We start from the raw sequence: 23,128 nt of genomic DNA, 5'->3' as shown, positions 1-23,128 counted from the left end.
CTCCCTATGACGACGGTGCAGTCGGCCCTCTGGGTCATCGTGTTGCTGGTCGCGCTGGCGCTGGTGTTCGATTTCATGAACGGCTTCCACGACGCGGCGAATTCGATCGCCACCGTGGTCTCCACCGGCGTGTTGAAGCCCGGCCAGGCGGTGGTGTTCGCGGCCTTCTTCAATTTGCTGGCGTATTTCGTCTTCCATCTGGGCGTTGCGGCGACGGTGGGCAAGGGCATCGCCGACCCGGAGGTGATCAACGTCCATGTGGTCTTCGGGGCGCTCACCGGGGCGATCACCTGGAACTTCATCACCTGGTACTACGGCATCCCCAGCAGTTCGTCGCATGCGCTGGTGGGCGGCATCGTCGGTGCGGTGATCGCCAAGGCCGGCGCGGGCGCGCTGATCGCCGCGGGCATCTGGCGCACGGTGATCTTCATCTTCGTGTCGCCGTTCCTGGGCTTCGTGCTGGGCTCGCTGATGATGGTGGCGGTGGCCTGGATCTGCCGGCGCGCCACGCCGTCGCGGGTGGACCGCTGGTTCCGCCGGCTGCAGCTCGTCTCGGCCGGTGCCTACAGCCTGGGCCACGGGGGCAACGATGCGCAGAAGACGATCGGCCTGATCTGGATGCTGCTGATCGCCACCGGCTACACCTCGGCCACGGCCAGCGCGCCGCCCACCTGGACCATCGTCAGCTGCTACGTGGCGATCGCGCTGGGCACGATGTTCGGCGGCTGGCGCATCGTGCGCACCATGGGCCAGAAGATCACCAAGCTCAAACCCGTCGGCGGCTTCTGTGCCGAGACCGGCGGCGCGCTGACGCTGTTCCTGGCGACGGTGCTGGGCATTCCCGTCTCCACCACCCACACGATCACCGGCGCGATCGTCGGCGTCGGTTCGGTGCAGCGGGCCAGCGCGGTGCGCTGGGGCGTGGCGGGCAACATCGTCTGGGCCTGGATCCTGACGATCCCGGCTTCGGCCTTCGTCGCGGCCATCGGCTACTGGGTCAGCCTGCAGCTCTTCTAGTGCTGGCGAGCCGAGAGGCTCTGTCCGTCGTCTGCTACTGAATCAATAGCAGGAAGCCGGCGCGGGACGCCGGCCTGGATCGCTTTTCACTGCGAAATCTTGCGCGCTTCCTCGATCTGGTACTGGAAGAAGTGCTCGAAGCTGTAGGCCAGCGTCGCCATCAGGATGCCGGTGCCGATCAACAGTGCGCCGGCCACCGCGAAGACCGTGCCCCAGTGGGTGCGACCGGGCGGCGCGTCGGCGGCGGCCTGTGGGTTGTAGCGGCCGTTCCACTTCTCGGGCGCCATCAGGCCGTAGACGATGGCGGTCAGCGCGCAACCGGCCGCGGTGAAGCCCAGCAGCGGGATCAGCATCCAGCTCCAGGCATCGTCGATCCCGTACTGCTTGACCCGCTCGACCCCGTAGAGCCCCAGCGCGGTGGGCAGCGGCAGCAGCCAGCCCAGCATGTCGCCGAAGCCCCGCAGGTAGAAGCGGTGCAGGCCGAGCGGCCCGCCGAGAAAGGCCAGCCAGGCGGCGACGGTTTTGTTCTTCATGGTGGGCCCATTATTGATGGCGCCACCCTGGCCGCTAGTCCGGGTCGGTCGTGTCGGCCGCGCCCAGGGGCTTTTCCATCAGCACGATGTCGCGCCAGGCACCGAACTTCCAGCCCACCGCTTTCATGACGCCGACCTGGGTGAAGCCCGCCGCGCGGTGCACGCCGATCGAGCCGGCGTTGGCCGAGTCGCCGATCACCGCGATGAGCTTGCGCACGCCGGCCGCCTCGGCCTGCGCCACGAACGCGGCCAGCAGGCCCTTGCCGATGCCCCGCCCGCGCGCCGCGTCGGCCAGGTAGATCGAATCCTCGGCCGAGAAGCGGTAGGCCGGCCGCGGCTTGAACCAGTTGCCGTAGGCGAAACCCAGCACCGTGCCGTTATCGTCCTCAGCCACCAGGTAGGGCAGGCCCTTGGCCAGCACGTCGGCGCGGCGGGTGGTCATGTCGGCCAGGGTGGGCGGGTCGATCTCGAAAGTGCCGGTGCCGTGGAGCACGTGGTGTGCATAAATCGCGGTGATCGCGGGAAGATCGGCGTCTTGGCTGGCTCGGATGGTAGGCATTGGGGGCTGGAAAAGATATAATCGCGGGCTTTGCTGCGTGTCGCTGGCCGGGTGGCCATGTCGCGTGTCTCAACGCCGCAAGAACCGAAACGGGCGATCCTGCTCCGTTTCCCACCCGAAGGATAAATCATGGTCGTCATTCGACTCTCCCGCGGCGGCTCCAAAGGTCGTCCTTTCTTCAACATCGTGGTCGCCGACAAGCGCACCCGCCGCGACGGCCGCTTCATCGAGCGCCTGGGCTTCTACAACCCGACCGCACGCGGCGGCGAAGAAGGCCTGCGCATCGCGCAAGACCGCCTGAGCTACTGGCAAGGCGTGGGCGCGCAGGCATCCCCCACCGTCGAACGCCTGATCCGCCAGGGCGCCAAGGCCGTGCCGGCCGCTGCTGCAGCTGCCGAAGCCGCCTAAGCGCATGGCGTCGTCCGCGCCGCCGCGTGCGGACACCCCCGCGGCATCGCCCGCCCTGCTGACCGGCCTGGAGCCGGCTGAACTTCCGGCCGACGCGGTGGAAGTGGGGCGCATCGCCGATGCCTGGGGCATCAAGGGCTGGTTCCGCATCCTGCCCTACAGCGCCACGCCCGAGGCGCTTTTTTCTTCCAAGCGCTGGTTCATCCAGCCGACCGAGCGCGGCGCCAAGACCTTCACCGGCACGCTCAAGCTCGCGATCAAGGAAGCCAAGGAACATTCCGATTCCGTCGTCGCCACCGCGCACGACATCCCCGACCGCAACACGGCCGAGGCACTGAAGGGCGCACGCGTCTTCGTCGCCCGCTCCAGCTTTCCGTCGACCACCGAGGACGAGTTCTACTGGGTCGACTTGATCGGCCTGGACGTGGTCAACCGCGAAGGCGTCGCGATGGGCCAGGTCAAGGAACTGCTCTCGACCGGCCCGCAGACCGTCATGGTGCTGGCCTTCGAGGCCGAGGGTCAGCCGCAGGAGCGGATGATTCCGTTCGTCGCCGCCTTCGTCGACGGCGTCGACCTGCCCAGCCGCCGGATCACGGTCGACTGGCAGCCCGACTACTGACCCCGTCGGCGCAAGCCGGCTGCATCTTCTTGCGCCGCACCCATGCGCTTCGACATCCTCACCCTGTTCCCCGAACTGTTCGCCCCCTTCCTGCAGGTGGGCGTGACCCGGCGCGCGTACGAGACCGGGCTGGTAGACGTGCGCCTCTGGAACCCGCGCGACCATGCCGACGGCAACTACCGCCGGGTGGATGACCGGCCCTTCGGCGGCGGCCCGGGCATGGTCATGATGGCCGAGCCGCTGGCGCGCTGCCTGGAAGCGGTGCGGGCCGACCGTGCCGAGCCGGCGGAGGCCGCGGCCCCGGTGGTGCTCTTCTCGCCGATCGGCGCGCGGATCGACCATGCCGGCGTCGAGCGCTGGTCGGCCAGCGCCGGCGCGGTGCTGGTCTGCGGCCGCTACGAGGGCATCGACCAGCGCTTCATCGATTTCTTCGTCGACGTGCAGCTGAGCCTGGGAGACTTCGTGCTGTCGGGCGGCGAGATCGCCGCGATGGCGCTGCTCGACGCGGTCGCGCGGCTGCAGCCCGGCGTGCTGAACGACGCCGGCAGCCACCAGCTCGACAGCTTCAACCCGGCGCTCGACGGCCTGCTGGACTGCCCGCACTACACCCGGCCCGAGCAGTGGCAGGGCGCGGGCGTGCCACCGGTGCTCACCTCGGGCGACCACGCGAAGATCGAGGCCTGGCGGCGCGCACAGCGCGTCGCGCTGACCACCCGGCACCGGCCAGATCTGCTGCGGCCGAAAAAGCTATAATGCCGGGTTCCCGATCCTCTACCTGGCCGCGGCAGGGCTTCCAAAGCCCGACCAGCCGCCCTTAGTGCAGCGCAGGCACGATCGACATACAGGAAACCATGGCCAATCTCATCCAGATCCTCGAGCAGGAAGAAATCGACCGTCTCGCCAAGACGATTCCCCAGTTCTCGCCCGGCGACACCGTCATCGTCAGCGTGAACGTGGTCGAAGGTACCCGCAAGCGTACCCAGGCATTCGAAGGCGTCGTGATCGCCAAGCGCAACCGCGGCCTCAACAGCGGCTTCACCGTGCGCAAGATCTCCAGCGGCGAAGGCGTGGAGCGCACGTTCCAGACCTACAGCCCGCTGATCGCCAGCATCGAAGTCAAGCGCCGCGGCGACGTCCGCCGTGCCAAGCTGTACTACCTGCGCCAGCGCAGCGGCAAGTCGGCACGTATCAAGGAAAAGCTGCCGGCCCGCGTCAACAAGCAGATCGCGCCGGTCACCGCCGCGTAAGCTGCCGGAAGCCTCGCGCTTCTGCTGAAAGCCGCTGCCGCCTCGCGCCAGCGGCTTTTTTCATTCCCCGGAGCCCCGTCCGTGAGCCAGCTGCCTGCCGCCCCTGTCCCGTTCTTCGCCGCGCCCGACGTGCCGGCCGGGCCGATCCCCGGTTTCGATCCGCGCCGGGTGCCGGTGAGCGGCACCGACGCCCACCTGCCCGCGGTGCCGCCCGGGCGCTGGACGCCCGAAGCATTGCGGCTGCGCTTCCACACGCCGCCGGCCTGGCAGCCCGACGTGCGGCGCGAGCCCTCGGCCGGCACCCGGGCGCCGGCGGCGGCCTCGGTGCTGCTGGGCATCGTGCAGCGGTCCGAGCCGACGGTGCTGCTGACCGAGCGCACGGCGCACCTCAGCACCCACTCGGGCCAGGTGGCCTTCCCCGGCGGCCGTGCCGACCCGGGCGATGCCGACGCCGCCGATACCGCGTTGCGCGAGGCCGAGGAGGAGGTGGGCCTGGAGCGCCGCTGGGTGCAGGTGCTGGGCCAGTTGCCCACCTACGCCACCATCACCGCCTTCGTCGTCACCCCGGTGGTGGCGCTGATCCAGCCCGGCTGCGTATTGCGCGCCAATCCGGACGAGGTGGCCGACGTGTTCGAGGTGCCGCTGGCCTTCCTGATGGACCCGGCGCACCACCGCCGCCACGTGGTCGAGGGCGGCGACGGCCGGCGCGAGTGGTTCTCGATGCCCTGGACCGATCCGTCCACCGGCAAGGAGCACTTCGTCTGGGGCGCCACCGCCGGCATGCTGCGCAACTTCTACCGGTTCCTGGCCGCCTGACCCGGCGGCCGGCGCGAGGTGCGCCGCGGCGGTGCTCGCATATCATCCTGGCCCATGAGTTTCTTCGCCATCCTGTTCGCCCTGCTGCTCGAGCAGGCGCGGCCGCTGGCCCGGACCAACCCGATCCACGGCGGGTTGCGGGCCTGGGCGCTGTCGGTCAGCCGCAACTTCGACGCCGGCAAGTCGCACCACGGATGGGTGGCCTGGGGCCTGGCGGTGCTGGTGCCGTCGCTGCTGACCCTCGGCATGCACTGGCTGCTGCTCTGGGGCCTGGGCTGGCCCTTCGCAGTGGTCTGGAGCGTGGCGGTGCTCTACGTCACGCTGGGCTTTCGCCAGTTCAGCCACCACTTCACCGCGATCCGCGATGCGCTGCTGGAGGGCGACGAGATGCGCGCCCGCGAACTGCTGGCCCACTGGCAGCAGGTCGATGCGAGCGAACTGCCGCGCAGCGAGATCGTGCGCCACGTGATCGAGTACTCGGTGCTGGCCGCCCACCGCCACGTATTCGGGGTGCTGGTCTGGTACACGGTGCTGGCGGCCTTCGGCTTCGGGCCGGCGGGCGCGGTGTTCTACCGCCTCTCGGAATTCGTCTCGCGCTACTGGAAGCACAAGAGCCGTCTGCAGGTGCAGCCCGCCAGCCCGTCGCTGCAGCGGGCGGCGGCCGTCACCTGGACGGTGGTCGACTGGCTGCCCGCCCGCATCACCGCGCTCAGCTTCGCGGTGGTCGGCAACTTCGAGGAAGCGATCGAAGGCTGGCGCTACCACGCGCAGCGCTTTCCCAACGACAACGACGGCGTGATCCTGGCCGCCACCTCGGGCGCGATCGACGTGCGCCTGGGCGGCGGTGCGCTGCGCTCGGCCGAACCCGAGACGGTGCTGCTGATCGACGCCGACGGCGAGCCCGCCATCGACTCGGCCAGCACGCCGGGCCGCGAGCCCGAGCTGTCGCACCTGGCCCAGGTGGTCGGGCTGGTGTGGCGCTCGGTGGTGGTGTGGCTCGGCCTGCTGGCGCTGCTGACGCTGGCCCGCCTGCTCGGCTGACGGCCCGGCAGGCGTTCCAGAGCGAGAAATGCCTGCAGCCGGCGATCCGCGCCGGCCTTCAGCTATCAATTCAGGAGCAAACGTGTCTCTTCCGTCCCCGGCCGCCTGGAGCCCCGTGGTGGTCACGCTCGTGCCCTACGTCCCCGGTGAACAGCCGAAGATCGACCGGCTGGTAAAGCTCAACACCAACGAGAACCCGTACCCGCCGTCGCCGCGGGCGGTTCAGGCGATCCGCGAGGCGGCGGCGCAGGGACTGGAGCTGTACCCCGACCCCGATGCGACCGCGCTGCGCCGCGCGATCGCCGCCCGGCACGGCCTGGCGCTGGGCGAGACCTTCGTCGGCAACGGCTCGGACGAGGTGCTGGCGCATGCCTTCTTCGCGTTCTTCCAGCACGGTGCGCCGCTGCTGTTCGCCGACGTCACCTACAGCTTCTACCAGGTCTATTGCGGCCTCTACGGCATCGAACCCCGGCTGGTGCCGCTCGACGACCGGATGCAGCTCGACGTGGACGCCTTCGCGGCCGCCGGCCCGTGCGCCGGCATCGTGGTGGCCAACCCGAACGCGCCGACCGGCATCGGCCTGCCGCTTGCCGCCATCGAACGGCTGCTGCAGGTGCACCCGGACCGGGTGGTGCTGGTGGACGAGGCCTATGTCGATTTCGGCGGCGAGAGCGCCATTCCCCTGATCGACCGCTACCCCAACCTGCTGGTGGTGCAGACGCTGTCCAAGTCGCGCTCCCTGGCCGGGCTGCGGGTGGGCTTCGCCTGCGGCCAGCGCCCGCTCGTCGACGCGCTGGAACGGGTGAAGAACAGCTTCAACTCCTACCCGCTCGACCGCCTGGCCCAGGCCGGCGCGCTCGCCGCGATGGAGGACGAGGCCCACTTCGACCAGACCCGCCGCGCGGTGATGGACACCCGCGAGGGCCTGGCGCTGCAGCTCGAAGACATGGGCTTCGACGTGCTGCCTTCGCAGGCCAACTTCGTCTTCGTGCGGCACCCGCGGCACGATGCGGCCGCGCTGGCGGCGGCGCTGCGTGGGCGCGGCGTGCTGGTGCGGCACTTCGCCGGGCCGCGGATCGCGCAGTACCTGCGGATCAGCATCGGCACGCCGGCGCAGTGCGAGCAGTTGGTCCGGGCGCTGGCCGATGCGGTGCGCACGGAGGGCTCGGCATGAGCGCCATCGCAGCGCCGGTCCGGCTGTGCGGTACGACCCGGCATCTGCGGCCTGCGTGGCAGGGCGACCGCCGGGCCGTCCGGTGGCGCACGGCCGCCGCGGTCCTGCTCGGCGCGGTGTTCGTCGCCGCGGCAGCGCCGGCGGCAGCGGCAGCGACAGCCGCGGCCTGCCCGTCTGCGCCTGCCGTCCCCGGTCCGGCCACCCTGGCGCAGATGCAGGCCCGGGCGCAAGACCGCGGCTTTCTCTGGCGCGTGCGCAAGGACGGGCGCGAAGGCTACCTCTACGGCACGGTGCACGTGGGCCGGCAGGCGTGGGCCATGCCCGGACCACGGCTCACGCAGGCCCTGCTGGCCAGCCAGGTGCTGGCGCTGGAGCTGGACCCGCTGGATCCGTCGATTCAGCAGCGCATGGCCGCACTGGTGACCGGCCATGCGGGCGAATGGCCGGCGGGCCTGCGGTCGCGCATGCAGGCGCAGGCGTCCCGGGTCTGCCTGCCCGAGGCGGTGCAGACCGCGCTGCATCCGGCCATGGTGCTCACCACCATCGAGCTGTACGCGCTGCGGTCGCAGAAGCTCTATGCGGAGTACGCGCAGGAGTACGTGCTGTCGGGCTGGGCGCGGGCGCGGAGCGTGCCGGTGGTGTCGCTGGAAACGCCCGAAGCGCAGATGCGGTTGCTGCTGGGGCCACCCGACCATGTCGACGGCCAGGCCCTGGAAGACGGTCTGGCCGCCCTGGAGCAGGGGCGCTCGGCCGGTATCGCGCAGACCCTGGCGGGCATCTGGTCCACCTCCGACCTGCCGCGCCTGGCCGACTATGCCGGCTGGTGCGGCTGCATGGACACGCCGCGCGACCGCGCTCAGGTGCAGGCCCTGCTGGCCGACCGCAACCCCGTCCTGGCGGACGGCATCGACCGGTTGCAGGCCGATGGCAAGCCCTGGCTGGTGGCGGTGGGCGCCCTGCACATGATCGGCCCCCAAGGCCTGCCCGCATTGCTGCAGGCACGCGGCTACGCCATTGAGTATCTGTCGCTTGCCAAGTCGTCCGCAAAGAAGGCGCCCGCCAAAAATGTGAAAGAACCGTAGCGAGCAAGCCCGAGTGTGCGTCGAGGACCGGAGCCGTACTCTTGTACGGTGAGGACCGGAGGCGCTCAATCGGGCTGCGCAGTAGGTCCTCTCACATTTTTCTTCAGTAGCGGGGTGGCTGGCTGAGCTCTTCGTGGAGCTCGCCGTAGATCTTGTAGCGGTGCGGGTCGATGCTGCCCTCGGCACCCCCCGGCGCCACATGGGCGCGCACCGCGCAGCCCGGCTCGTGCAGATGGCTGCAGTTGTAGAACCTGCATTCCTGCATGTACCGGGCCAGGTCGGGCATGCAGGCCGCCAGCCGCGCTGGCGGGATGTGGTGCAGGCCGAATTCCTGGAAGCCCGGCGAATCGATCAGCCCGGTGGTGCGGGCCGCGTCCACCCAGTACCAAGTCGTGGTGGTGGTGGTGTGCTTGCCCGAATTGAGCGCCTGCGAGATCTCGCCGGTGGAGGCGAGGGCGCCGGGCACCATCAGGTTGATCAGGGTGCTCTTGCCGGCGCCCGAGGGGCCCAGCACCAGGGTCGTCTTGCCCTGCAGCAGCGCGGTCAGCTCGGCCAGGTCGGGCTCGCCCGAGGCCTTCAGGGACAGGGGCAGCACCCGGTAGCCCATGCTGCGGTGCGGCTGAAGGCGCTCCCAGGCCTGGGCGAAGGGCTGCACCAGGTCGCTCTTGTTGAGCGCGATGATCGGCACGATGTGCTCGGCCTCGGCCGCCACCAGCGCCCGGGCGAGCTGGTGGGCGCTGAACTCGGGCTCGGCCGCCACCAGGATCAAAATCTGGTCGAGGTTGGCGGCGAAGGACTTGGTGCGGATCTCGTCCTGGCGGTAGAACAGGTTGCGCCGCTCCAGCACCTTCTCGACGATGCCCTCGTCGCCCTGGTTCTCGGGCGGTGCCTGCCACAGCACCTTGTCGCCGACGACGGCCTGGCTCTTCTTGCCGCGCGGGTGGCAGATCCAGCGCACGCCCTCGGGCGTCTCGACCACGCAATGCCGGCCGTGGCTGCCGACGACCCGGCCTTCCTGGGGTTTGCTCATGCGGCGAGCAGTGCGTCGGCCGCGGTGGCGCAGGCGATGTCGGTCTCGGAAATCCCTTTGACGTCGTGCGTGTTCCAGCGCACGGTGCAGCGGCCGTAGTGCACCGATAGCTCCGGATGGTGGTCCTGCCGGTGGGCGACCAGCGCCAGCGCGTTGACGAAGGCCAGCGTCTGGTAGTAGTCGACGAAGCGGTACTCTTTTTCGATCGCCACGTCGTCGCCGTCGCCGGTCAGGCGCCAGCCGTCGAGCTGGGCGAGTTTTGCTACGATTTCAGTAGCATTCAGCCGGCGCCGCTCAACGGCTTGCCAGTCTTTTTGCTTCAGGTCTTGGGCCATGGCGGCGGTCCTTGCGATCGGGGCCTTCTCAGGCAGGGGCCATGCGCGCCAGGCGCTCGGCGGCCGGCGGATGGGAGTAGTAGAAGCGGGCGTAGACCGGGTCGGGCGTCAGGGTCGAGGCATTGTCCTCGTACAGCTTGAGCAGGGCCTGCGACAGGTCGGCGCCGCTGGTCTGCGCGACGGCGTAGGCATCGGCCTCGAACTCGTGCCTGCGCGACAGGCCCGCCGACAGCGGCCCGGCGAAGAAGCCGAAGACCGGCAGCACCAGCAGGTACAGCAGCAGTGCCAGCGCATCGTTGGGCGCGGCCATGTTGGGCCGCACGCCCAGGCCCAGGTAGAACCAGCCCTGGGTCGAGAGCCAGCCGAGCAGCGCGAAGCCGACCAGGCTCAGCGCGAACATCGTCGCGATCCGCTTCGGGATGTGGCCATGGCGGAAATGGCCCAGCTCGTGCGCCAGCACCGCGTCCACCTCGCCGGGCGAGAGCTTGGCCAGCAGCGTGTCGTAGAACACCACCCGCTTGGCCGCGCCGAAACCGGTGAAGTAGGCGTTGGCGTGCGCGCTGCGACGGCTGCCGTCCATCACGTACAGCCCCTTGGCCGAGAAGCCGCAGCGTTGCATCAGCGCGGTGACGCGGGCCTTGAGCGTCTCGTCGGCCAGCGGCTGGAACTTGTTGAAGAGCGGCGCGATGAAGGTGGGGTAGACCACCAGGAGCAGCAGGTTGAAGCCCATCCACACCGCCCAGGCCCAGAGCCACCAATAGCGGCCTGCGGCGCCCATCAGCCAGAGCATCAGCGCCAGGATCGGCAGGCCGATCACCACGCCCACCGCCACCGACTTCAGCAGGTCGCCGGCCCACAGCGCCAGGGTCATCTTGTTGAAGCCGAAGCGCTCCTCCACCACGAAGGTCTGGTAGAGGGTGAAGGGCAGGTCGATCAGGCTGCCGATCGCGACGAAGGCGCCCACCAGCACCAGCTGCTGCAGCATGCCGCCGCCGAGCGCCTCGAAGAGCAGGCGGTTGAGCCAGTCGAGCCCGCCGAGCAGCGTCCAGCCCAGCAGCACCACCGTGGCGGCCGCCAGCTCCAGCAGGCCGAACCGGCCGCGGGCGATGGTGTAGGCCGCGGCCTTGCGGTGCGCAGCGGGCGACACCTTGCCGGCGAAGGCGGCCGGCACCGCGTCGGCATGGCGGGCCACGTGGCGCATCTGCCGCGACGCCAGCCACAATTTGGCGACCACGCTCAGCACCAGGGCCAGGGCGAAAAAGGCGGTCAGCGCCAGGGGCGCGGGCAGGCCGAGGAGGGTGGTGGCGGGGGCGGCGGGCATGGGGGCGGCCAGTGTAGGCCATCGGTGACAATCGGCCCCATGCCCGACACGAACACCCCCACCGTACCCACGCTCGCCAAATCCGACCAGAACCTCGTCTGGCTGGACTGCGAGATGACCGGCCTCGAGCCCGACACCGACCGCCTGATCGAGATCGCGGTCGTCGTCACCGGACCCAACCTGGAGCCGCGCATCGAAGGCCCGGTGTTCGTGATCCACCAGTCGGACGCGCAGCTCGACGCGATGGACGCCTGGAACAAGGGCACCCACGGCAAGAGCGGCCTGATCGACAAGGTCAAGGCCTCGACCGTGACCGAGGAAGAGGCCGAGCGGCAGATCCTGGCCTTTCTCGCACCGTATGTCAGCAAGCGCACCGCGCCGATGTGCGGCAACAGCATCAGCCAGGACCGGCGCTTCCTGGTGCGCTACATGCCGAAGCTGGAGGCCTTCTTCCACTACCGCAACCTGGACGTGAGCACCTTGAAGGAGCTGGCCAAGCGCTGGCAGCCCGACGTGTACGCCAGCTTCAAGAAGGCCCAGAAGCACACGGCGATGGCCGACGTGCACGAGTCGATCGACGAGCTGGCGCATTACCGCACCCACTTCCTGCGCGGATCGCCCGACGCTTGAGTCGAGCGGCGCGTCGCCCCATCGATGCGACCCGGGTCATTTGCGCCGCCCGCACAAAAGTGTTGCGGGAAAACCCCAATCCATGCCATAATTGCGGGCTGCGCCGGAACAGGTCTTTCTAGACACCGGCGCTTTTGCGCATCTCCCCTCATGCACCGGACCGGCTGAAGCAACTTCAGCAAAAAGAGTCCCCCGCTCGGCCAACAGGCCCTGCAGGCTTCGTTTGATGGTGGATGTTTTACTCACCATCACGAAGCGCCCGCCGGCAGCGCCAGCGGTTGCTATTCGTGTGAAAGAAAAATTCATGACCGACACGACCGTCGTGCAGGACGCTTCCGCGCCTGCCGAAAACCTTTCTATTTCCGATTCCCAAGCCGCCCAGCACGCCGCTGTCGCAGCACAATCTGCCGCCCTGGTGGCCTTGGTCGACGACGCACCGCCGGTCGTCAAGCCGGCGAGCGACGACACCACCGAGAAGCCGAACGGCTTCGTCCGCCTGGGCCTGGCACCGCAGCTGGTGCAGGCCGTGGCCGACCTCGGCTTCACCCAGCCGACCGGCGTGCAGGACAAGGCAATTCCCCTGGCCATGGGCTCGGGCGAAGCCGGCAACCGCAAGTACATCGACCTGATGGTCTCCAGCCAGACCGGCAGCGGCAAGACCGCCGCCTTCCTGCTGCCCGTCCTGCACACCCTGATCCGCATGCAGGAAGAGGAAGAAGCCGAAGAGCGCGCCGCGTTCGACAAGGCCACGGCAGACGCCCTGGCTGCGGGCGAACCGGCACCCAAGCGCGCCAAGCGCAAAGACCCGACCAACGCCCGCAACTTCAAGGCCGCCACCCCCGGCGCTCTGATCCTCTGCCCGACGCGCGAACTGGCCCAGCAGGTGGCGCACGACGCCATCGGCCTGGTGCAGCATTGCCGTGGCATCCGCGTGGCCAACGTGGTGGGCGGCATGCCGTACCAGCTGCAGATCGCCAAGCTGCAGAACGCCAACCTGGTCGTCGCCACGCCCGGACGCCTGCTGGACCTGCAACGCTCGCAGCAGCTCAAGCTCGACCAGGTTAAGTTCCTGGTCGTCGACGAAGCCGACCGCATGCTCGACCTGGGCTTCTCCGACGACCTGGCCGAAGTCAACCAGCTCACCATCGAGCGCCACCAGACGATGATGTTCAGCGCCACCTTCGCGCCGCGCATCCAGCAGCTGGCCCACCGGGTGATGCGCGATCCGCAGAAGCTGCAGATCGACAGCCCGCAGGAAAAGCATGCCAACATCCAGCAGAAGCTCTACTGGGCCGACAACGCCCAGCACAAGCGCAAGATGCTCGACCACTGGCTGCGCGACACCACGATCAACCAGGCCATCGTCTTCGCCAGCACCCAAGTCGAGTGCGACGGCCTGGCCAACGACCTGCAGCAGGAAGGCTTCAGCGCGGTCGCGCTGCACGGCGCCCTGTCGCAAGGCCTGCGCAACCGCCGCCTGATGGCCCTGCGCCAGGGCCAGGTGCAGATCCTGGTGGCGACCGACGTCGCGGCCCGCGGCATCGACGTGCCCACGATCACCCACGTCTTCAACTTCGGCCTGCCGATGAAGGCCGAGGACTATACCCACCGCATCGGCCGTACCGGCCGTGCGGGCCGCGACGGCCTGGCCGTGACCTTCGCCGAGATGCGCGACCGCCGCAAGATCTTCGACATCGAAGGCTACAGCCGCCAGCAGTTCAAGCCCGACGTCATCGTCGGCCTGGAGCCGCAGCAGCGCGCCCCCGATGCCCGCGGACCGCGCAGTGACTTCGGCGGCCGTGGCGGCCGTGACGCCGGCCCGCGTGGCGGCGGTGCAGGCCGGTTCGCCGGCGGTGGCAACCGCGGCTTCGGCGGTGGTGGCGGCTTCGGCGGCGACCGCGACCGTTCCGGCCCGGGCCGCGACGCGGCGCCGGGCGGCGGCTACGGCGGCAATGCCGGCGGCTTCGGTCGTGACGACCGCGGCGGTGGCGGTTTCGGCCGCAAGCCGGGCTTCGGCGACAACGCCGGCCCGCGTTTCGCACCGCGTGGCGGCGAGGGCTTCGGCGCTCCACGCCATGAAGGTGCCCGGGGCGACGCCTTCGGTGCCCGCGACGGCGGTCCGCGCAAGCCGGCCTTCGGCGGCGGCGCCCGTCCGGGCCCTGGCGGCTTCGGCGGCCGTCCGGCTCCGGCCGGCAAGGCCTATGTGCCGCACGACGGTCCACGCCGTACGGCCAAGCCCGCGCGCTGAGCCAGCGTCCCGCCGTGCGGCGGGACCCGCTGCCGGGTCGCCGGCACTCCTTCCTACGGGCCGCTGTTCTACAGTCGGCCCGTTGTCGTTTCAGCAGAGATACACCGGATGAACAAGGCCTTCACCAAGGAGCCCGAGGGCGACTTCGACGACGAGGACGATGCCGCCGGCGCGCCCGCGCTGCCGGCCGGCCGCAAGAACTACATCACGCCCGCCGGCTACGCCCGTCTGCGCGACGAACTGCTCGACCTGATCGACAACGAACGGCCCAAGGTGGTCGACGTGGTGCACTGGGCGGCCAGCAACGGCGACCGATCGGAGAACGGCGACTACCTCTACGGCAAGAAGCGGCTGCGCGAGATCGACCGCCGGATCCGCTTCCTCACCAAGCGCCTGGAGATCGCCGAGATCACCGACCCCGCGGTGCACCACGGCAACGACCAGGTGTTCTTCGGCGCGACCGTCACCTACGAGGACGAGGCGGGCGACGCGCGCACGGTCACGATCATGGGCGTCGACGAGGCGGACACGGCACAGCGCCAGGTGAGCTGGGTGTCGCCGGTGGCGCAGGCCCTGCTCAAGTCGCGCCAGGGCGACGTGGTGCAGTTGTTCACCCCGTCGGGCCCGCGGGACATCGAGATCGTCTCGGTGGTGTACCCGCCGCCCTCGCCGAGCACGGGCAGCGCCTAGCGCCGTACGAGTTCAGGCGGCGGTGGAAGGCCGGATGCGCCGGATCCGCAGCACCGACGGCGTGCGGGTCAGGTTGCGGATCGCGGTCTCGAGGTGGGCGCTGTCGCGCACCTCGATCACGAAGCGCAGGTCGGTGGTGTCGAGCGCGGCCTCTTCGCCCATGTCGACATGGGTGATGTCGACCTCGGCCCGCGCCAGTTCGGCCGATACCCGGGCCAGCACGCTCTTGCGGTTGGTCACCGTCACCACGATGCCGGTCTCGAAGGCGCGGACCGGATCGTCGGCCCAGGACACGGCGATGAAACGCTCGCTGTCCTTGTGCAGCAGCCGGGTGGCGACCGCGCAGTCGGCCACGTGCACCGTCAAGCCCTCGCCGCGGCCCAGGTAGCCGACGATGGCGTCGCCCGGCACCGGGCGGCAGCACTTGGCGTAGGTGACCGATGCGTTCTCGCTGCCGTCGAGCGTCACGCCGCCCTGCGACAGGCTCTCGTGGGAGCTGTAGCGCTCGCGGGTGAGCAGCATCGCGTCGGGCCGGCCACCGTCCTCGGTCATCAGGATGGTCAGCCGCTTGGCGACGATGCTGGCGATCCGCTTGCCCAGGCCGATATCGGTCAGCAACTCCTCCCGGTCGCGGTTGCCGGTGAAACGCAGCAGCCGGTCCCAGATCGCCTGGTGTTCCGGCGACACGCTGGGCAGCCGCTCCATGCCCTCGGAACGCAATGCGTGGGTGAGCAGCTTCTCGCCGAGCGACTGGGACTCGGTCTCTTCCAGCGTCTTGAGGTAGTGCCGGATCTTCGAGCGTGCCCGGCCGGTACGTACGAAGCCGAGCCAAGCCGGGTTTGGCGTGGAGACCGCGGCGGTGGTGACCTCGATCACGTCGCCGTTCTTCAGCTCGGTGCGCAGCGGCACCTGCTCGCCGTTGATCTTGGCGGCCACGGTGCGGTCGCCGACGTTGGTGTGGATCGCGTAGGCGAAATCGACCACCGTCGCGCCGCGCGGCAGGGCCATGATCTGGCTCTTGGGGGTGAAGACGTAGACCGCGTCGGGAAACAGGTCGACCTTGACGTGGTCCCAGAACTCGGCCGCGTCGCGGGTCTCCTGCTGGATGTCGAGCAGCGACTGCAGCCACTTGGTGCCGTGCCGCTCCGAGCTGTCGGTGGAATCGTCGGCCTTGTAGAGCCAGTGCGCGGCGACGCCGGCCTCGGCCACGATGTGCATCTCTTCGGTCCGCATCTGGAACTCGATGTTGATGCCGGACGGCCCCACGACGGTGGTGTGCAGCGACTGGTAGCCGTTCAGCTTGGCAATCGCGATGTGGTCCTTGAACTTGCCCGGCACCGGCTTGTACATCTGGTGCAGCAGGCCGAGCGCGGTGTAGCAGTCGGTCACGCCGGGCACGATCAGGCGGAAGCCGTAGATGTCGGTGACCTGGGCGAAGCTGAGCTGCTTGTCGTCCATCTTGCGGTAGATGGAGTAGAGCGTCTTTTCGCGCCCGGCGATGCGGGTGCGCATGCCGGCGGTGGTGAAGGTGGCGTCCACGTCGGCCTGCACCTTGCGCAACAGGTCGCGCCGTCGGTTGCGTGCCTTGGTGACGGCCTTCGACAGGATGGCATGGCGCCACGGATGCAGGTAGCGGAACGACAGGTCCTGCAGCTCCCGGTACGTCTGGTTCAGGCCGAGGCGGTGCGCGATTGGCGAATAGATCTCCAGCGTTTCCGAGGCGATGCGGCCCCACTTGGCCCGCGGCATGTCGCCCATGGTCCGCATGTTGTGGGTCCGGTCGGCCAGCTTGATCAGAATCACCCGCACGTCGCGCGCCATCGCCAGCAGCATCTTGCGGAAGGACTCGGCCTGGTTCTCCTCGCGGGTGTTGAACTGCAGCTTCTCGAGCTTGGTCAGCCCGTCGACCAGCTCGGCCACCGGCGCGCCGAAGCGGTCGATCAGATCCGGCTTGGTGACGCCGCAGTCCTCGATCGCGTCGTGCAGCAGCGCGGCCATCAGCGCCTGGGCATCGAGCTTCCAGACGGCGCACTGGGCGGCGACCGCGATCGGGTGGGTGATGTAGGGCTCGCCGCTGTTGCGCAGCTGGCCGAGGTGCGCCTCGTCGGCGAAGCGGTAGGCCTGGCGCACCTGCTCGATGCCGGCCGGGCCCAGGTAGTCCAGGCTGGCGGTGAGGGTGGCGAAGCTGGCGGCCGCTGCGTTGGCCGCCGCAGCTTGCGAGGCGGGGCTGCCCGCGTTGGGCGACGCAGGAGGCAGGGTGGGGGACGGTTGCAGCGCCGCGGTCATGTCTTTAATGTAGCGCTAGGGGGAAAGCCCTGACGTAACCCGGTGCACTGGCTGCATGCGGCAGGCATGCGGGCAAAAAAAAGCACCGCCGCAGCGGTGCTTTCGGTGCGCAGGGAATCTGGCGCGATCAGGGAACCTTCTTCAGCATCTCGATGCCGATCTTGCCTTCGGCGATCTCGCGCAGCGCGGTGACGCCCGGCTTGTTCTTACTTTCGATCTTCGGCGTATGGCCCTGGCTCAGCATGCGTGCCCGGTAGGTGGCCGCCAGCACCAGCTGGAAGCGGTTCGGGATCTGCACCAGGCAGTCTTCGACGGTAATACGGGCCATGGAAATCTCCGGAATCAGGTGATGTTGAGCGACTGGAATGTGTCGGCTCGGGCGCGGCGCTGGGCCGCGAATTTGAGGCGCTGCGCATGGACCACTGCTTTCAGGTCGAAGAGCGCACGCTCGAATAACTCGTTGATTATAACGAAGTCGAATTTCCGGGCCTCCGCCATCTCGGCCGCGGCGTTCTTCAGCCGCAGTTCGATGACCTCGGGCGTGTCCTCGCCGCGCCGCTCCAGCCGCGAGCGCAGTTCTTCCCAGCTCGGCGGCAGGATGAAGATCAGGATCGCGTTGGCGAAGGTCTGCTTGATCTGTACCGCGCCCTGGAAGTCGATCTCCAGGATTACGTCGGCGCCCTGGGCGACCCGCTCCTCGATCGCCTTCTTGGAGGTGCCGTAGCGCTGGCCGTGCACATGGGCCCATTCGACGAAGGCGTTGCCGGCCACCATCGCGTCGAACTCCTGCAGCGAGGTGAAGAAATATTCGCGGCCGTGCTTTTCCTGGCCGCGGGGCGGGCGGGTGGTGTGCGACACCGACAGCTGCACCTGGGAGTCCAGCTCCATCAGGGCTTTGACGAGACTCGATTTGCCGGCACCGCTGGGCGCGGCGACGACGAAGAGGTTTCCGGGATAGTCCATGGGAGTCGAAGCAGAAGAGATACGCCGGCACGGCGCGGGCCGTATTCTGCACGGGAAGCGCAACCGCTCCGCCCGCCGACTCGCACGGCGGACGCCGCCCGGGCGGCTCCGGTTCAGCGCGCGGCCGCGCTGCCGGCCTTGAGGTCGCGGCAGAACGCGACGAAGGCATCCATCTCGGTGGCCTTGTCGAACACGCCGTCTGCTCCCAGCGCCAGGCACCGCGAGCGCGCATCGTCGCTCACCATGCTGCTGAGCACCACCACCTTCTGGTGCGGCATGCGCGTGGCACACCACTGCAGGGCGCCGATGCCGCTGCCGGTGCGCAGCTGCAGGTCGACGATCGCCAGGTCCCAGCCGCTGTCGTGGCTGGAGAGCCAGTGGGTCACGCTGAGCTCGTTGTCGCCATAGCCGACCACCTCGATGTCGAGGTGTCCGCCCAGCAGCTCGGCCAGCGTGGTGCGCATGGCCTCGTCGTCTTCGATCAAATAAAGTTGCAATGCCATCCGTCTTGGAATTCCTGTGAATGTGCCGTAGGCGGTTGCTGCAAGGGCCGTGCTGCCGTCAGTCGTCGACCGAGGCGCTCCAACGTTCGTTCCATCCATGGCCGGCCTGCTCGATGCTGCGGCGATCGCGCTTGGTGGGGCGGCCGTGGACCAGGGTATCGGCTGGCTCGGGCGCCAGGCGCCGCTGCTCCACCGCTCTTTCGCGGGCCAGGATGCTGTCGGGCGTTTCCTCGTACAGCGCCTGGGCCACCGGTGCCGGCCCGCGCATGCCGCTCAGGCCGCGCACCGTGACCGTCCGCAGCAGCGGCCCGTGCCGCATCACCACATTGTCGCCGGGCCGCAGGTCCTTGGCCGGCTTGGCGGCGTTGCCGTTCACCAGCACCCGGCCCTTGGCGACCTCCTCGGCCGCCAGGCCCCGTGTTTTGTAGAAGCGTGCGCACCAGAGCCACTTGTCGAGCCGCATCGTGTCGAGAACAACCATGGCGCGATTGTGACGCCGCGGCCACCGCCCGGTGTCATTCGATGCCTACGGGCGGTGCCAGCGGCAGCCGCACCGTCGCGTCCAGCCCGGCCGCGCGGGGCAATGCCGCCGAAGCATCCCGGGAGAGGTGCGCGCGGTCCTCCAATGCGATGCTGCCCTGCAGCACCCGGACGATCTCCTGGCAGATGGCCAGTCCCAGGCCCGAGCCGCCATGGTCGCCCACGCTGGCGAACGGCTGGAACAGCCGGCCGCGCAGTGCCGGCGCCAGCCCCGGGCCGCTGTCGGCGATGGTGAGCACGGCCACCGTGCCGTCGTGCGCCACCGTGACCGCCAGCGCACCGCCGGCCGGGGTGTGCCGGATCGCGTTGTGCAGCAGGTTGCGCACCAGTTCCCGCAGCATCCAGTCCTCCGCCCGCACCGGCATCGGAGGCGCCATCACCGAGAAATCGAGCTCCTTGTCGGCGACCAGCGGCGACAGGTCGAGGGCCACTTCGCGCACCACGGCCGACAGATCGGTCCTGGGCGCAGCACTGTCGCCGCGCCACTGTTCCACCTTGGCCAGAGACAGCATCTGGTTGGCCAGCGCGGTCGCCCGGTCGACGGTGTGCTCGATCTCCCGCAGCGCCTGCAAGGCGGGCAGGTCGCCCCGCAGCGCCGACTGGGTCTGCACCTTCAGAACCGCCAGCGGCGTGCGCAGCTGGTGGGCGGCGTCCCGCATGAAGCGGCGCTGGTGCTCCAGCAGATGGCGCAGCCGCTCCATCACCGCGTTGGTCGCGTCCACCAGCGGCAGCAGTTCGCGCGGGGCGTCGGGAGCGGCGAGCGGCGTGAGTTCGCCCTCCGGCCGGGCCTCGAGCGCCGCGCTCAGCCGCCGCACCGGCCGGGTCGCGTGCTGCACCGCCAGCAGCACCACCAGCACGATCACCGCCACCAGCCCGGCCTGGCCCTGCAGCGTGTCCTGCAGCACGGTACGCGCCAACGCGTGCCGCAGCTCGAGTGTCTCCGCGACCTGGATCACGGCCATCGTGCGGCCTTCGGCGCTCGCGACGGGCTGCAGCAGCACGGCGACCCGCACGTCCTGGCCGCGAAAGCGGTCGTCGTAGAAGGTGACCAGGGCCGCGTAGGGCGGCCGGTCGGGGATGGTGCCGCGCCAGAAGGGCAGCTCGGGAAATCCAGACACCACGCGGCCGCGCAGGTCGGAGACCCGGTAGAACAGCCGGCTCTCGTTGTCGGCCTCGAAAGCTTCCAGCGCCGAATAGGGCACGGTGGCGCGCAGTTCGGCCGCCTCGTCGTAGCCGCGCACGTCCAGTTGCTCGCTGATCGACTTGGCCGAGGCCAGCAGCGTGCGGTCGTAGGCGGTGTCGGCGGCGTCCTGGGCGCGACGATAGAGCCCCGCGGTGTTGAACCCGATCAGCACGACCACCGGCAGCAGGATGCCGAGCAGCAGGCGCCGCCGCAGCGAACTGGGGCGGGCCGGCTTCGACGCCGCCGCGGCGCCGGCCGCCGCCGCCGGGCCGCTCACGCCGCCACTTTCAGCAGGTAGCCCAGGCCGCGCAGCGTCATCAGCGTCACCCCGGTCGGGGCGAGCTTCTTGCGCAGCCGGTAGACGACCACCTCGATCGCCTCGTACTGCACCTCAGTCGCGCCGGGGAACACCAGCTCGAAGAGCCGTTCCTTGGCCACCGCATGGCCGGGCTGGGCCATCAGCGCCTGCAGCAGGGCCAGCTCGCGCGGGGTCAGCTCCATCGGCTCGTCGCGGAAATAGATGGCGCCGCCGACCTTGTCGTGCCGCAGCGCGCCGACGGTGGCCACGCCCGCGTCGGCCGAGGTGTCGCCGCCGGCCGCAGGGCCCCTGCGGCGGGCCAGGGCGCGCAGCCGGGCTTCCAGCTCGTCGAGGTCGTAGGGCTTGGGCAGGTAGTCGTCGGCGCCGGCGTTCAGGCCCACCACCCGGTCGCCGACGGTGCCGCGCGCGGTCAGCAGCAGTACCGGCGTGGTCCAGCCGCGGCGGCGTGCGGCGGCCAGGACCTCCAGGCCGTCCATGCCGGGCAGGCCGAGGTCGAGCACGACCACGTCGGGCGGGGCGGCGGACCACTGGTCGAGGGCGGCGCGGCCGTCGGCGGCGGTCGCCACCTGGACGCCGCGGCGCACCAGCGCACGCTCCAGCGTGGCGCGCAGGGCGGGGTCGTCCTCGACGATCAGCAGTTTCATGGGCGCAGACCATAGCACCGCACTGCCGCCGGCGAGGGCAGGGGAATGCCCGATCCGGGGCCCCGGGCTGCGGGCTTTCCCTAGTGCCGCGGACAGCCGAATGACAGCCAGCCGGCGCATCATTGCCGCCACCCCGGGTGTCCGCGTCCTTCCACCGATGCGCGGTGCCCGTCACAACAGGAGACTCCATGCGCCGCGATACGTTTCTCAAATCCCTGGCGGCCCTGGCCGCGGCCGGCAGCCTGCCGCTCGGCGCGCACGCCGCCGGCAACAACTTCAAGCTGCTGGTGCCCGCCAACCCCGGCGGCGGCTGGGACACCACCGGCCGCGCCCTCGGCAAGGCGCTGCAGGAGGCCAAGGCGGCCGACACCGTCACCTACGACAACAAGGGCGGCGCCGCCGGGGCGATCGGCCTGGCCCAGTTCGTCAACGGCAGCAAGGGCGACCCGAACGCGCTGATGGTGATGGGCGCGGTGATGCTCGGCGGCATCATCACCGGCAAGCCGCCGGTGTCCCTGACCCAGGCCACGCCGATCGCCCGCATCACCAGCGAGTACAACGTGTTCGTGCTGCCCACCAACTCGCCCTTCAAGACGATGGCCGACGTGGTCGCCCAGCTGAAGAAGGACCCGGGCAGCGTCAAGTGGGGCGGCGGTTCGCGCGGCTCCACCGAGCACATCGCCGCTGCGATGATCGCCCGCGCGGTGGGTGTCGACCCCTCCAAGATCAACTACGTGGCCTTCCGCGGCGGCGGCGAGGCCACCGCCGCCATCCTGGGCGGCAACGTCACGGTGGGCGGCAGCGGCTACAGCGAGTTCTCGGAGTACATCACCGCGGGCAAGATGCGCGCCATCGCGGTCACCTCGGCCGAGCGGCTGCCGGGCCTGGACGTGCCGACGCTCAAAGAGCAGGGCATCGCGGTCGAGATCGGCAACTGGCGCGGCGTGTACGGCGCGCCCGGCATCACCGCCGACCAGCGCAAGGCACTGACCGACCATGTGCTGGCCGCGCTGAAGACGCCGTCCTGGGCCGACTCGCTGAAGAAGAACGACTGGACGCCGGCGGTGCTGTCGGGCGATGCGTTCGGGAAGTTCGTCGACGAGGAATTCGCCAGCCTCAAGGACACCATGACCAAAGCCGGCATGGTCTCATAGAAGGCGGGATGAACCTACTGCGCGGCCCGATCGCGCGCCTGCGGTCCTCGACGTACGAGAGTACGTCTCCGGTCCTCGGCGCACGCTAGGGCCGCTCGCTACGGTTCCTCCCACCTTCTACGCCGCTGCTCTTTTCCAGCGCTGCACGACACCCCACCGGCATGCCAGAAGGCGTGCCTTTTTTCCGTCCCTACGAGGCCCGCTCCATGACCACCACCGAAACGCTTGCAGACGCCGTGTCGCCGCCCGAGGCGGGGCCGCCGGCTTCGCCCTGGCCGCAGACGCTGGTGGGGGTGGGGGTGTTGCTGACCGGGCTCGGGCTCGGGTTCGGGGCGACGGGCATCTCGTCGGACGCGGGGTACGGGGGCGTGGGGCCCAACTTCCTGCCGTGGGTGGTGGCGATCGCGTTGACGCTGTGCGGCGGCTTCATCGTGTGGGAAGCGCGCAGCGGCGGCTTCCGGGCGATGGACGCGCCTTCCGGGGCGGAGCAGGCGCACTGGTCGGCCTTCGTCTGGGTGTCGGCGGGGCTGCTGCTGAACGCGGGGCTGATCACCCACATCGGCTTCATCCTGAGCTGCACGCTCTGCTACCTGCTGGCGGTGCAGGGCCTGCGCCGCGCGGCGGGACAGCCGGCGGCCGCGCAGCCGAAGACCTGGGTGGCCGACGCGCTCACCGGCTTCGCGATTTCGGCACCGGTGTTCTGGGCCTTCACCCAGTTCCTGGCCATCAACCTGCCGGGCCTGACGGCCACCGGCTGGTTCTGACACCGTCATTCGGGGCACGCAC

Annotated in this window: 27 protein-coding genes; 14 read left to right on the top strand and 13 right to left on the bottom strand. The window is 69.6% G+C overall.

Annotated elements, in window-relative coordinates:
- Positions 1–6: 6 nt before the first annotated feature.
- Positions 7–1,017, top strand: a complete 1,011-nt coding sequence (locus tag ASE76_RS03015) for an inorganic phosphate transporter (RefSeq protein ID WP_055834420.1) — start codon at positions 7–9, stop codon at positions 1,015–1,017.
- Between the two features lie 86 nt (positions 1,018–1,103).
- Here the strand turns inward: ASE76_RS03015 and ASE76_RS03010 are convergent, their stop codons facing one another.
- Positions 1,104–1,550, bottom strand: a complete 447-nt coding sequence (locus tag ASE76_RS03010; protein WP_055834417.1) for an NINE protein — start codon at positions 1,548–1,550, stop codon at positions 1,104–1,106.
- A gap of 34 nt (positions 1,551–1,584) precedes the next feature.
- On the bottom strand, positions 1,585–2,109 hold the full coding sequence (locus ASE76_RS03005) for a GNAT family N-acetyltransferase (RefSeq protein ID WP_055834413.1): 525 nt from the start codon (positions 2,107–2,109) through the stop codon (positions 1,585–1,587).
- A gap of 129 nt (positions 2,110–2,238) precedes the next feature.
- Between ASE76_RS03005 and rpsP the strand changes: the two genes are divergently transcribed.
- The 8 genes from rpsP (at position 2,239) to ASE76_RS02965 (ending at position 8,496) form a co-directional block, all read left to right on the top strand.
- Entirely contained in the window at positions 2,239–2,517 is a 279-nt protein-coding gene (rpsP, locus tag ASE76_RS03000) for a 30S ribosomal protein S16 (protein ID WP_055834409.1), read from the top strand.
- Between the two features lie 4 nt (positions 2,518–2,521).
- Positions 2,522–3,136, top strand: coding sequence for a ribosome maturation factor RimM (gene rimM, locus ASE76_RS02995; RefSeq protein WP_082447869.1), 615 nt, complete (start codon positions 2,522–2,524; stop codon positions 3,134–3,136).
- 42 nt (positions 3,137–3,178) lie between these two features.
- Positions 3,179–3,889 carry a tRNA (guanosine(37)-N1)-methyltransferase TrmD gene (trmD, locus tag ASE76_RS02990; protein ID WP_055834406.1) on the top strand — a complete coding sequence of 237 codons (711 nt, stop codon included), beginning with the start codon at positions 3,179–3,181 and terminating at the stop codon, positions 3,887–3,889.
- A 98-nt stretch (positions 3,890–3,987) separates the two neighbouring features.
- The gene (gene rplS, locus ASE76_RS02985; protein ID WP_055834403.1) at positions 3,988–4,383 is read left to right on the top strand and encodes a 50S ribosomal protein L19; all 396 of its coding nucleotides are present in this window, start codon (positions 3,988–3,990) and stop codon (positions 4,381–4,383) included.
- Positions 4,384–4,473: 90 nt separating this feature from the next.
- A complete protein-coding gene (locus ASE76_RS02980; protein WP_369793369.1) occupies positions 4,474–5,199 on the top strand; it encodes a CoA pyrophosphatase in 726 nt (241 codons plus the stop codon).
- A 54-nt stretch (positions 5,200–5,253) separates the two neighbouring features.
- Positions 5,254–6,240, top strand: a complete 987-nt coding sequence (locus tag ASE76_RS02975) for a CobD/CbiB family protein (RefSeq protein WP_055834400.1) — start codon at positions 5,254–5,256, stop codon at positions 6,238–6,240.
- Between the two features lie 82 nt (positions 6,241–6,322).
- The gene (hisC, locus tag ASE76_RS02970) at positions 6,323–7,414 is read left to right on the top strand and encodes a histidinol-phosphate transaminase (RefSeq protein ID WP_055834398.1); all 1,092 of its coding nucleotides are present in this window, start codon (positions 6,323–6,325) and stop codon (positions 7,412–7,414) included.
- Positions 7,411–8,496: a TraB/GumN family protein gene (locus tag ASE76_RS02965; RefSeq protein ID WP_055834395.1), complete on the top strand. Its 1,086-nt coding sequence runs from the start codon at positions 7,411–7,413 to the stop codon at positions 8,494–8,496. Before hisC ends, ASE76_RS02965 begins: the two co-directional genes overlap by 4 nt.
- A gap of 103 nt (positions 8,497–8,599) precedes the next feature.
- Here ASE76_RS02965 and rsgA read toward each other — a convergent pair whose 3' ends face one another.
- Genes rsgA through ASE76_RS02950 form a run of 3 tightly spaced genes read right to left on the bottom strand, consistent with a single transcriptional unit; the run spans position 8,600 to position 11,182 of the window.
- Positions 8,600–9,526 (bottom strand): ribosome small subunit-dependent GTPase A, encoded by a 927-nt coding sequence (rsgA, locus tag ASE76_RS02960; RefSeq protein ID WP_055834392.1) that lies wholly within the window; start codon positions 9,524–9,526, stop codon positions 8,600–8,602.
- Positions 9,523–9,861 (bottom strand): 4a-hydroxytetrahydrobiopterin dehydratase, encoded by a 339-nt coding sequence (locus tag ASE76_RS02955; RefSeq protein WP_055834389.1) that lies wholly within the window; start codon positions 9,859–9,861, stop codon positions 9,523–9,525. Before ASE76_RS02955 ends, rsgA begins: the two co-directional genes overlap by 4 nt.
- 28 nt (positions 9,862–9,889) lie before the next feature.
- Positions 9,890–11,182, bottom strand: a complete 1,293-nt coding sequence (locus ASE76_RS02950) for a M48 family metallopeptidase (protein ID WP_082447867.1) — start codon at positions 11,180–11,182, stop codon at positions 9,890–9,892.
- A gap of 39 nt (positions 11,183–11,221) precedes the next feature.
- On the opposite strand from ASE76_RS02950, the gene orn reads away from it, so the two are divergent.
- Positions 11,222–11,812, top strand: coding sequence for an oligoribonuclease (gene orn, locus ASE76_RS02945; protein WP_055834385.1), 591 nt, complete (start codon positions 11,222–11,224; stop codon positions 11,810–11,812).
- Between the two features lie 36 nt (positions 11,813–11,848).
- On the opposite strand, the gene ASE76_RS20385 is transcribed toward orn, so the two are convergent.
- The gene (locus ASE76_RS20385; protein ID WP_156362498.1) at positions 11,849–12,118 is read right to left on the bottom strand and encodes a hypothetical protein; all 270 of its coding nucleotides are present in this window, start codon (positions 12,116–12,118) and stop codon (positions 11,849–11,851) included.
- Here ASE76_RS20385 and ASE76_RS02940 point away from each other — a divergent pair.
- Positions 12,117–14,060, top strand: coding sequence for a DEAD/DEAH box helicase (locus ASE76_RS02940; protein ID WP_055834382.1), 1,944 nt, complete (start codon positions 12,117–12,119; stop codon positions 14,058–14,060). The two genes, ASE76_RS20385 and ASE76_RS02940, sit on opposite strands and share 2 nt — an antisense overlap.
- Positions 14,061–14,168: 108 nt before the next feature.
- On the top strand, positions 14,169–14,750 hold the full coding sequence (gene greB, locus ASE76_RS02935) for a transcription elongation factor GreB (protein WP_055834379.1): 582 nt from the start codon (positions 14,169–14,171) through the stop codon (positions 14,748–14,750).
- 12 nt (positions 14,751–14,762) lie between these two features.
- Here the strand turns inward: greB and ASE76_RS02930 are convergent, their stop codons facing one another.
- The 7 genes from ASE76_RS02930 to ASE76_RS02900 all read right to left on the bottom strand — a co-directional run bounded on the left by ASE76_RS02930 (position 14,763) and on the right by ASE76_RS02900 (position 21,188).
- Positions 14,763–17,036, bottom strand: a complete 2,274-nt coding sequence (locus ASE76_RS02930; protein WP_055834375.1) for a bifunctional (p)ppGpp synthetase/guanosine-3',5'-bis(diphosphate) 3'-pyrophosphohydrolase — start codon at positions 17,034–17,036, stop codon at positions 14,763–14,765.
- A 127-nt stretch (positions 17,037–17,163) separates the two neighbouring features.
- Complete coding sequence (gene rpoZ / locus ASE76_RS02925; protein ID WP_055834372.1) at positions 17,164–17,364, bottom strand: DNA-directed RNA polymerase subunit omega; 201 nt, start codon at positions 17,362–17,364, stop codon at positions 17,164–17,166.
- Positions 17,365–17,378: 14 nt separating this feature from the next.
- Positions 17,379–17,999 carry a guanylate kinase gene (gene gmk / locus ASE76_RS02920; protein WP_055834369.1) on the bottom strand — a complete coding sequence of 207 codons (621 nt, stop codon included), beginning with the start codon at positions 17,997–17,999 and terminating at the stop codon, positions 17,379–17,381.
- A 113-nt stretch (positions 18,000–18,112) separates the two neighbouring features.
- Complete coding sequence (locus ASE76_RS02915; RefSeq protein WP_168389205.1) at positions 18,113–18,502, bottom strand: response regulator; 390 nt, start codon at positions 18,500–18,502, stop codon at positions 18,113–18,115.
- Between the two features lie 58 nt (positions 18,503–18,560).
- Positions 18,561–18,983 carry an RNA-binding S4 domain-containing protein gene (locus ASE76_RS02910; RefSeq protein ID WP_055834363.1) on the bottom strand — a complete coding sequence of 141 codons (423 nt, stop codon included), beginning with the start codon at positions 18,981–18,983 and terminating at the stop codon, positions 18,561–18,563.
- Between the two features lie 34 nt (positions 18,984–19,017).
- Entirely contained in the window at positions 19,018–20,502 is a 1,485-nt protein-coding gene (locus tag ASE76_RS02905) for a sensor histidine kinase (protein WP_055834359.1), read from the bottom strand.
- Entirely contained in the window at positions 20,499–21,188 is a 690-nt protein-coding gene (locus tag ASE76_RS02900) for a response regulator (protein ID WP_055834356.1), read from the bottom strand. The genes ASE76_RS02905 and ASE76_RS02900 overlap by 4 nt, the downstream gene beginning before the upstream one ends.
- Positions 21,189–21,376: 188 nt before the next feature.
- On the opposite strand from ASE76_RS02900, the gene ASE76_RS02895 reads away from it, so the two are divergent.
- Positions 21,377–22,342, top strand: a complete 966-nt coding sequence (locus ASE76_RS02895) for a tripartite tricarboxylate transporter substrate binding protein (RefSeq protein ID WP_055834353.1) — start codon at positions 21,377–21,379, stop codon at positions 22,340–22,342.
- Positions 22,343–22,548: 206 nt separating this feature from the next.
- Positions 22,549–23,106, top strand: coding sequence for a tripartite tricarboxylate transporter TctB family protein (locus tag ASE76_RS02890; protein WP_055834350.1), 558 nt, complete (start codon positions 22,549–22,551; stop codon positions 23,104–23,106).
- The last annotated feature ends 22 nt before the right edge of the window (positions 23,107–23,128 follow it).

Origin of the sequence: Xylophilus sp. Leaf220, assembly GCF_001421705.1 — a bacterium.
GTDB lineage: Bacteria > Pseudomonadota > Gammaproteobacteria > Burkholderiales > Burkholderiaceae_C > Xylophilus.
This window is presented reverse-complemented; position numbering and strand designations above follow the sequence as displayed.

Bases quoted from the DNA above. Each gene is read 5' to 3' on its own strand.
- ASE76_RS02890 (WP_055834350.1), top strand. From the start codon at position 22,549: ATGACCACCACCGAAACGCTTGCAGACGCCGTGTCGCCGCCCGAGGCG.
- ASE76_RS02930 (WP_055834375.1), bottom strand. From the start codon at position 17,036: ATGACCGCGGCGCTGCAACCGTCCCCCACCCTGCCTCCTGCGTCGCCC.
- rpoZ (WP_055834372.1), bottom strand. From the start codon at position 17,364: ATGGCCCGTATTACCGTCGAAGACTGCCTGGTGCAGATCCCGAACCGC.
- rsgA (WP_055834392.1), bottom strand. From the start codon at position 9,526: ATGAGCAAACCCCAGGAAGGCCGGGTCGTCGGCAGCCACGGCCGGCAT.
- ASE76_RS03015 (WP_055834420.1), top strand. From the start codon at position 7: ATGACGACGGTGCAGTCGGCCCTCTGGGTCATCGTGTTGCTGGTCGCG.
- ASE76_RS02965 (WP_055834395.1), top strand. From the start codon at position 7,411: ATGAGCGCCATCGCAGCGCCGGTCCGGCTGTGCGGTACGACCCGGCAT.
- ASE76_RS02950 (WP_082447867.1), bottom strand. From the start codon at position 11,182: ATGCCCGCCGCCCCCGCCACCACCCTCCTCGGCCTGCCCGCGCCCCTG.
- greB (WP_055834379.1), top strand. From the start codon at position 14,169: ATGAACAAGGCCTTCACCAAGGAGCCCGAGGGCGACTTCGACGACGAG.
- rpsP (WP_055834409.1), top strand. From the start codon at position 2,239: ATGGTCGTCATTCGACTCTCCCGCGGCGGCTCCAAAGGTCGTCCTTTC.
- ASE76_RS02915 (WP_168389205.1), bottom strand. From the start codon at position 18,502: ATGGCATTGCAACTTTATTTGATCGAAGACGACGAGGCCATGCGCACC.
- ASE76_RS03010 (WP_055834417.1), bottom strand. From the start codon at position 1,550: ATGAAGAACAAAACCGTCGCCGCCTGGCTGGCCTTTCTCGGCGGGCCG.
- trmD (WP_055834406.1), top strand. From the start codon at position 3,179: ATGCGCTTCGACATCCTCACCCTGTTCCCCGAACTGTTCGCCCCCTTC.
- rimM (WP_082447869.1), top strand. From the start codon at position 2,522: ATGGCGTCGTCCGCGCCGCCGCGTGCGGACACCCCCGCGGCATCGCCC.
- ASE76_RS02900 (WP_055834356.1), bottom strand. From the start codon at position 21,188: ATGAAACTGCTGATCGTCGAGGACGACCCCGCCCTGCGCGCCACGCTG.
- orn (WP_055834385.1), top strand. From the start codon at position 11,222: ATGCCCGACACGAACACCCCCACCGTACCCACGCTCGCCAAATCCGAC.
- ASE76_RS03005 (WP_055834413.1), bottom strand. From the start codon at position 2,109: ATGCCTACCATCCGAGCCAGCCAAGACGCCGATCTTCCCGCGATCACC.
- ASE76_RS02910 (WP_055834363.1), bottom strand. From the start codon at position 18,983: ATGGTTGTTCTCGACACGATGCGGCTCGACAAGTGGCTCTGGTGCGCA.
- ASE76_RS02940 (WP_055834382.1), top strand. From the start codon at position 12,117: ATGACCGACACGACCGTCGTGCAGGACGCTTCCGCGCCTGCCGAAAAC.
- rplS (WP_055834403.1), top strand. From the start codon at position 3,988: ATGGCCAATCTCATCCAGATCCTCGAGCAGGAAGAAATCGACCGTCTC.
- ASE76_RS02955 (WP_055834389.1), bottom strand. From the start codon at position 9,861: ATGGCCCAAGACCTGAAGCAAAAAGACTGGCAAGCCGTTGAGCGGCGC.
- ASE76_RS02975 (WP_055834400.1), top strand. From the start codon at position 5,254: ATGAGTTTCTTCGCCATCCTGTTCGCCCTGCTGCTCGAGCAGGCGCGG.
- ASE76_RS20385 (WP_156362498.1), bottom strand. From the start codon at position 12,118: ATGAATTTTTCTTTCACACGAATAGCAACCGCTGGCGCTGCCGGCGGG.
- ASE76_RS02895 (WP_055834353.1), top strand. From the start codon at position 21,377: ATGCGCCGCGATACGTTTCTCAAATCCCTGGCGGCCCTGGCCGCGGCC.
- gmk (WP_055834369.1), bottom strand. From the start codon at position 17,999: ATGGACTATCCCGGAAACCTCTTCGTCGTCGCCGCGCCCAGCGGTGCC.